The organism is Streptomyces alkaliphilus (assembly GCF_014141535.1).
GTDB classification, from domain to species: domain Bacteria; phylum Actinomycetota; class Actinomycetes; order Streptomycetales; family Streptomycetaceae; genus Streptomyces; species Streptomyces alkaliphilus.
This window is the reverse complement of record NZ_VKHT01000140.1, coordinates 1-7,681: the sequence shown is the minus strand read 5'-3', so window position 1 is coordinate 7,681 and position 7,681 is coordinate 1. Positions and strand designations below refer to the sequence as shown.

At 72.0% G+C, this 7,681-nt stretch carries 6 protein-coding genes; all 6 read right to left on the bottom strand.

Annotation, left to right across the window (positions count from 1 at the left end):
- Window positions 1–44: 44 nt before the first annotated feature.
- The gene (gene pknB / locus FNQ90_RS07285; protein WP_182605558.1) at window positions 45–2,096 is read right to left on the bottom strand and encodes a Stk1 family PASTA domain-containing Ser/Thr kinase; all 2,052 of its coding nucleotides are present in this window, start codon (window positions 2,094–2,096) and stop codon (window positions 45–47) included.
- Between the two features lie 329 nt (window positions 2,097–2,425).
- Window positions 2,426–3,892 carry a peptidoglycan D,D-transpeptidase FtsI family protein gene (locus FNQ90_RS07280; RefSeq protein WP_182605556.1) on the bottom strand — a complete coding sequence of 489 codons (1,467 nt, stop codon included), beginning with the start codon at window positions 3,890–3,892 and terminating at the stop codon, window positions 2,426–2,428.
- Window positions 3,889–5,337: an FtsW/RodA/SpoVE family cell cycle protein gene (locus FNQ90_RS07275; protein WP_182605554.1), complete on the bottom strand. Its 1,449-nt coding sequence runs from the start codon at window positions 5,335–5,337 to the stop codon at window positions 3,889–3,891. The genes FNQ90_RS07280 and FNQ90_RS07275 overlap by 4 nt, the downstream gene beginning before the upstream one ends.
- A gap of 17 nt (window positions 5,338–5,354) precedes the next feature.
- A complete protein-coding gene (locus FNQ90_RS07270) occupies window positions 5,355–6,788 on the bottom strand; it encodes a PP2C family protein-serine/threonine phosphatase (protein ID WP_182605552.1) in 1,434 nt (477 codons plus the stop codon).
- Window positions 6,789–6,861: 73 nt separating this feature from the next.
- Window positions 6,862–7,380, bottom strand: coding sequence for an FHA domain-containing protein FhaB/FipA (locus tag FNQ90_RS07265; RefSeq protein ID WP_143617671.1), 519 nt, complete (start codon window positions 7,378–7,380; stop codon window positions 6,862–6,864).
- Window positions 7,381–7,390: 10 nt separating this feature from the next.
- The coding region (locus tag FNQ90_RS07260; protein ID WP_143617670.1) for an FHA domain-containing protein at window positions 7,391–7,681 on the bottom strand (291 nt) is incomplete at its 5' end.

Below are 7,681 nucleotides of genomic sequence, written 5' to 3'. Positions count from 1 at the left end.
GTGGTGATCGGGCCGCCCCCGGGGCCGTGTCCTCGACGTCGGCGTCAGCCGTTGCCGATGCCGCCGATGAAGCCGCCGCCGCCGTTCCCGCCGCCGCCGTCGTCGTCGCCGTCGTCCCCGCCGCCGCCGTCGTCTCCGCCGTCGTCCCCGCCGTTGCCCCCGTTGTCGCCTCCGCCGCGCTGGGTGAACACCTGGACGGTGCCGCCCTCCTCCACGGCGTTACCGGCCCCGGGATCGGTGCCGACCACCACGGAGTTGCCCCCGCCGGGTCCCCGGCGCTCGACCCGCAGGCCGAGCCCCTCCAACTGGGCGCGCGCCTCGTCGAAGCTCTGGCCGACGACATTCGGCACCTGCACCTGCGTGGGCTGCGGCTCCAGCGCCACCGTGACGGTGATCTGGCTGCCCGGCGCCCGTCGCGAGCCGGCGGTCGGGTCCTGGGCCAGTACCTGGCCGGCCGCCACGTCGCCGCTCTCCCGGTCCCGGCGGGCGACGGTGAAGCCCTCCTGTTCCAGGCGCCGCTGGGCGTCCTCGAAGGACAGGCCGACCACGTCGGGCACCTCGGCGTCCTCGGGCGCGGTGGCCACCGTCAGGGTCACGGTGGAGCCCGGCTCGACCTCCTCGTCCGCGCCCGGATCCTGGCCCAGGACCGTGCCCTCCTCCGCCTCGTCGGTGACCTCGTTGCGCCGCTCCACGTCCAGACCGGCCTCGCGCAGGGTCGCCACGGCGTCCTCGTAGCGCTCGCCGACGACGTTCGGGATCGTCACGTCCTCCGGCCCGGCGGCGGTGTACACCGTGACCACCGAACCGCGCTCGACCTCCGTGTCGGCCGCGGGGTCGGTCTCGCAGACCAGGCCCTCATCGACGTCCTCGCAGGGTCTGACGCCGCCCTCCTCGGCGACCAGGCCGACGCTGTCCAGTCTGCCGACGGCTTGCTCGTACTCCAGACCCCGGAGGCTCGGTACCGAGGTGGAGTTCGGTGGGTCCCCGCCGAACAGCGCCCGGCCGATGAAGAGGGCGCCGACCAGCACCAGGAGACCCGCGACGACCAGCAGGACCGTGGAGGTGTTGTTCTTCCGGCGGCGGGAGTCGCGGTCGTCGTAACGGTCGTCGTACCCGTTGCCGTAGCCGTCGTCGGACGGGGCCATCACCGAGGTGGCGGGGCCGCCCTGTTGCGCCCGCAGCGCCTGGGTGGGGCGGTCCTCGCCCCACCCGCCGCCGTAGCCGGCCGCGCCCATCGCCGCCGCGGCGGCCACCGGACGCCCGTCGAGGTACGCCTCCATGTCGGCGCGCATCTCGTCCGCCGACTGGTAGCGGTAGTCCGGGTCCTTCATCAACGCCTTGAGCACGATGGCGTCGATCTCGGCCGGGATCTCCGGGTCGTAGACGCTGGGCGGCTGCGGCTCCTCGCGCACGTGCTGGTACGCCACGGCGACCGGGGAGTCGCCGACGAAGGGCGGCCGGACCGTCAGCAGTTCGTAGAGCAGGCAGCCCGCCGAGTACAGGTCGGACCGGTTGTCCACGGTCTCGCCCTTGGCCTGCTCCGGGGAGAGGTACTGGGCGGTGCCGATGACCGCGGCGGTCTGGGTCATGGTCATGCCGGAGTCACCCATGGCCCGGGCGATGCCGAAGTCCATCACCTTGACCTGGCCGTTGCGGGTCAGCATGACGTTGGCGGGCTTGATGTCCCGGTGCACGATGCCGTTGCGGTGCGAGTACTCCAACGCCTGGAGGATGCCGATGCACATCTCCAGGGAGCGCTCGGGCAGCAGCTTCCGCCCCGAGTGCAGGAGTTCGCGCAGCGTGGAGCCGTCGACGCACTCCATCACGATGTACGGGATGGAGATGCCGTCGACGTAGTCCTCGCCGGTGTCGTAGACGGCGACGATCGCGGGGTGGTTGAGCGAGGCGGCCGACTGGGCCTCCCGCCGGAAGCGGGCCTGGAACGTGGGGTCGCGGGCGAGGTCGACACGCAGCGTCTTCACGGCCACGGTGCGGCCCAGACGCGTGTCGTGGGCCAGGTGGACCTCGGCCATGCCGCCGCGTCCCAGTACCCGGCCCAACTCGTACCGCCCGCCGAGGCGACGCGGCTCTTCCATGCTTCCAGCCCTCTCCGTTGGTCCCGGCCTCCCCGGTCGGGCGAGCGGTCTGCTGCGGTCTTCCGTGTACGGGGTTCCGCCCGCGCATACGGTACCCGGAGCGACCGGGCCCCCGTACACGGGAGACCCGCCGATGCGCAACCGGGACCGCCCCGCGCGGCTCGCCCCGGGGGGCGTCGGGCGGGTTCGGGCACCCCCGGCGCCCCCGGGCCGGGGACGCCGTGCGATGCCGTCACGGATAGGACTGTCAAAGAGGCCGATCGGTTGCGCCGAACCCCCGAACCCCCGAACCCCCGGATCCGGGGCCGGCGCGCGACCCGCCGGGCGGGTCACCCGCCGGAGACCACGGCCTCCATCACGGCCTTCGCGATCGGCGCGGCCAGGCCGCCACCGGAGATCCGGTCGCGCTCCGCGCTGCCGTCCTCGACGACCACCGCGACCGCCACCGGCGTGCCGCCGTCCTCCGGCATCGCGTAGGAGATGAACCAGGCGTACGGCAGGTTCGCGTTGTCCTCACCGTGCTGCGCGGTACCGGTCTTGCCGCCGACCCGCACGCCGTCGATCCGGGCGTTCTGCCCGGTGCCCTCCTCGACCACGCTCTCCATCGCGCTCTGCAGCGCCTGGGCGTTCTCCGGGGACAGCGGCCGGCTCAACTCGGAGGGCCGGTGCTGCTCGACCACGTTCAGGTTCGGCGCCACCAGCCGGTCCACCATGTACGGCTCCATCAGCTTGCCGTCGTTGGCGATGGCCGCGGTGACCATGGCCATCTGGAGCGGGGTGGCGCGGTTGGACGCCTGACCGATGCCCGCCATCGCGTTCTGCGGGCGGTTGTCCTCCGGGTAGACGCTGGCCGCCGCCCGGACGGGGACGAAGACCTCCTCGTTGAAGCCGAAGGACTCGGCGGCCTCGATCATGCCCTCGTTGCCGATGTCGGCGCTCAGCCCGGCGAAGACGGTGTTGCAGGAGTCCATCAGGGCGATCCGGATCGAGGCGTCCTCGCACCGGCCGACGATCTGGTTGCCCAGCTCCACGCCCGCGGTGTCCGGCAGCACGTACGGCTCCGGGTAGTCGGTGGACTCGTCCACGTCGTTCAGCAGGCCGTTCTCCAGCGCCGCCGCCGCGGTGAGCACCTTGAAGGTCGAGCCGGGCGGATAGGTCTCGCGCAGCGCCCGGTTCAGCATCGGGGCGTTCTCGTTGCTCTCCTGCTGGAGCCCGGCCCAGGCCTCGCCGTCGGCGGTGGAGCCGCCGGCGAAGGTCGAGGGGTCGTAGGACGGGGCGCTGACCAGGGCGAGGATCGCGCCGGTGGTCGGGTCGATCGCGGCGACCGCGCCCTTCTTGCCCTCCAGCCCCTCCCAGGCGGCGCGCTGCGCGGCCTCGTTGAGGGTGGTGACGACGTTGCCGCCCTGCTTGTCCTTGCCGGTGAGCATGTCGATGGTGCGGCTGAAGAACAGCCGGTCGTCGTCGCCGGTCAGGATCGAGTCGTAGATGCTCTCCAGCTGGGTGGTGCCGAAGACCTGGGAGGCGAAGCCGGTGACCGGCGCCCACATCTCGCCGTCGGTGTAGGTGCGCTTGTACCGGAAGTCGGTGCCGTCGGTCACCTCCGACCCGGTGATCGCGGTGCCCTCGACGATGATGTCGCCGCGCGGGTGCGCGTACCGTTCGATGGCCACCCGACGGTTGTTGGGGTCGGTCTGCAACTCCTCGGCCTGGACGAACTGCACCCAGTTCACGCGCAGGAGCAGGGCGAGCATGAGCAGGCCGCAGAAGATCGCGACCCGCCGCATCGGCTTGTTCATGTGCGGACCACCTGAGTCTGTTCGGCGTCGATCCCGGCCGCCGGTTCCGGTGCGGGACGGCGGGCGGTGTCACTGATGCGCAGCAACAGCGCCACCAGGGCCCAGTTGGCGATCACGGAGGAGCCGCCCTGGGCCAGGAACGGCATCGTCATGCCGGTGAGCGGGATCAGCGCGGTGACGCCACCGGCGACCACGAAGACCTGGAGCGCGAAGACCCCGCTCAGCCCCACCGCGAGCAGCTTGCCGAAGGGGTCGCGGGCGGCCAGGGCGGTGCGCAGGCCGCGCTGGATCAGCAGGCCGTACAGCAGCAGCACCGCCATCAGCCCGACCAGCCCCAGTTCCTCGCCGACGGTCGCCAGGATGTAGTCGCTCTTGGTGGCGATGCCGCCGATCAGTCGCGAGTAGCCCTGGCCGAGGCCGGCGCCGAGCAACCCGCCGGAACCGAAGGCGTACATCGCCTGCGCGGTCTCGGTCACACCGCCGTTGGCGCCCAGCGCGAGGGGGTTGAGCCAGTTGTCCACGCGGTGGCCGACGTGGCTGTTGAAGCTCGCCACGGCGACCGCGCCGCTGACCGACAGCAGCAGGCCGAAGACGATCCAGCTGGTGCGCTCGGTGGCGACGTAGAGCATCACCACGAAGATCCCGAAGAACAGCAGGGACATGCCCAGGTCGGTCTCGAAGACCAGGATCATCAGGCTCAGCGCCCACACCAGCAGGATCGGGCCCAGGTCGCGCCCGCGCGGCAGGTACATCCCCATGAAGCGCCGGCTGGCCAGCGCGAGGGCGTCCCGCTTGACCATGAGGTAGCCGGCGAAGAACACCGCTATCACGATCTTGGCGAACTCACCGGGCTGGAGCGAGCCGACGCCGGGGATGGTCACCCAGATCCGGGCGCCGTTGACCTCGCCGAAGAACAGCGGCGAGATCAGCAGGATCAGCGCCACCACCATCGAGATGTAGGTGTAGCGCTGCAGGATGCGGTGGTCCTTGAGGAGGATCAGCACGCCCAGGAAGAGCATCACGCCGACCGCCGACCAGATCAGCTGGTTGGGCGCCATCTCCCCGCCGAGGCGGGCGGTGGTGATGGTCGGTTCCAGGTCCAGCCGCCAGATCAGCACCAGCCCCAGCCCGTTGAGCAGGGTGGCGATGGGCAGCATCAGCGGGTCCGCGTACGGCGCGAAGCGGCGCACCACCAGGTGCGAGATGCCCGCGATGGCGGCGAGTCCGGCCCCGTACCCCAGCATGCCGGGGGGCAGTGAACCCTCCTTGGCCAAGCCGATGTTGGCCATGGCCAGGACGGGGATCAGGACCGCGAACACGAGCATGGCCAGCTCGGTGTTGCGCCTGCTCGGCGGGGCGAGTGAGCCCACGGTGGTGTTGCCGGTCGCCGGATCGGCGCCGGGGGCGGCGCCGTGGGCTCCGGTCGGGGTGCGCGTGCTGCTCATGGCTCGTTCGTTCGGCGTCAGCTCCCGGCGCGGGCCGGGACGGGGTCGGGGGCGCCGGCCGCGTCCGCGGTGTCCGGGGTGCCGGTGGGCTGGGCGGAGGGGTCCGGGTCGGCTGGCTCCTCCGGTTCGGTGCCGGCTTCCTCGGCGCCGGGCTCCTCGGTCGGTTCGGGCTCGGCCCCGGCCTCGGCCTCCTCGCGGCAGGCCGCGGTGTCCTCGGTCAGCTCGACGATCTTCTCCTCGGCCTCGCGCAGGTCGCGGGCGGGGATGGCGTTCTCGACCAGGCCGCGCTGGTACTCCGGCAGGCACTCCAGTGCGATTTCGGGGTGATCGCGGTGCACGCTGTTCAGGCTCAGCGGGCCGAGGTCCTGGCTGACCCCGCGGAAGACCGCGACGTGGTCGCCGTTGGCCCCCACGAAGTACTGGTCCTGCGTCCAGCGCCAACCGGCCCAGCCGGCGGCACCCACCAGCCCGAGCACCAGCACCAGCAGCATCCCGCGCTTCCACCAGCGACGCCGGGGCCGGTCCCGGCGGTACTCGTCCCCGAAGGAACCCAGGAGGTCGTCCTCGTCGGTCCGACCGTCCCCGCCGGAGCGGTTCAACTCGGCGGCGCGCGCCGCCGGCGTCTCCCCGCCGCCCGACTCCCGACGGCCCGGACGGACCTCGGCGACCGCGCCGACGATCTGCGGCGCGTCGTTGAGCTGGGTGGCGAGGGTGTCGCCCTCACCCCGACCGGTGTCCAGGACATCGGCCACGATGCAGGTGATGTTGTCCGGGCCACCGCCGCGCAGCGCGAGGTCGATCAGCTCGCGCACCGTCTCCGGCGGCGGGGCGAAGGCCCCCAGGGTGTGTTGCAGCGTCTCGTGGCTGACCACACCGGACAGCCCGTCGGAGCACAGCAGGTAGCGGTCCCCGGTGCGGACCTCCCGAACCGAGAGGTCGGCCTCCACCTGGTCGGCGCTGCCCAGCGCCCGCATCAACAGCGAACGCTGCGGATGGGTGCCGGCCTCCTCCTCGGTGATCCGCCCCTCGTCCACCAACCGCTGCACCCAGGTGTGGTCCTGGGTGATCTGGGTGAGCAGCCCGTCGCGCAGCAGGTAGGCGCGGGAGTCACCGACGTGCACCAGGCCCAGGCGCTGCCCCGTCCACAGCAGGGCGGTCAGCGTGGTGCCCATGCCGTCGAGGCGGGAGTCCTCCTCCACCATGCCGCGCAGCCGGGCGTTGGCCCGCTGCACGGAGTCGTCCAGGGAGGTGAGGATGTCCGAGCCGGGGATGTCGTCGTCGAGCTGGACGAGGGCCGAGATGACCTCGGAGCTGGCGACCTCACCGGCCGCCTGACCACCCATGCCGTCGGCGATGGCGAGCAGCCGGGGACCGGCGTAGCCGGAGTCCTCGTTGTGGTCCCGGATCATGCCGGTGTGGGATCCGGCGGCGAATCGCAGTGCCAGGCTCATGCTCGCCTCATCCATCGGTTCCGTGGATCTCCGCACGGTGCCCGCCCTCTGGTCGTCATGTGTGGGTCCGACCCTACTTCCGCAGCTCGATGACCGTCTTGCCGATCCGCACGGGGGAACCGGGATCGATGGGCATGGGCCCGGTCAGCCGGGAACGACCGAGGAAGGTGCCGTTGGTGGATCCGAGGTCCTCCACGATCCACCGGCCGTCGCGATCGGGGTAGATCCGGGCGTGGCGGCCGGAGGCGTAGTCGTCGTCCAGCACGATGGTCGAGTCGTGCGCCCGGCCGAGCGTAATGGTCTGGCCCTGCAGGGCGACAGTGGTGCCGGTCAGCGAACCCTCGGTGACGACCAGCTTCGTCGGCGCGCCGCGCCGTCGCCGACCGCCGGAGCGTTCGGCGGGCTGCTGCTGCCGGCGACCCTGCGGGGCCCGCTGGTCCGGGCCGCGACGGGGCCCGGCCGTGGCGACCCGACGCTGGGTGACGCGGGTACCGAAGAGATCGCTGCGGATGACCTGAACGGCCACGATGACGAACAGCCACAGGACGGCCAGGAATCCCAGCCGCATGACCGTCAGGGTCAGTTCTGACATTGCCCCCGCTTCACCCTTCGGCTTGCCGGTAGATGATGGTCGTACTGCCCACGATGATCCGTGAGCCGTCGCGGAGCGTAGCGTGCTTGGTGGGGCGGCCGTCCACCACGATGCCGTTCGTCGAGCCGAGGTCACGCACGGCGGGGGGGTCCCCCGCCTGGATCTCGCAGTGCCGACGGGAGACGCCGGGGTCGTCGATCCGCACGTCGGACTCGGTGCTGCGGCCCAGGACCAGGGTGGGGCGGGAGATCTGGTGGCGGGTGCCGTTGATCTCCACCCAGCGCCGGACGCGGGTCTGCGG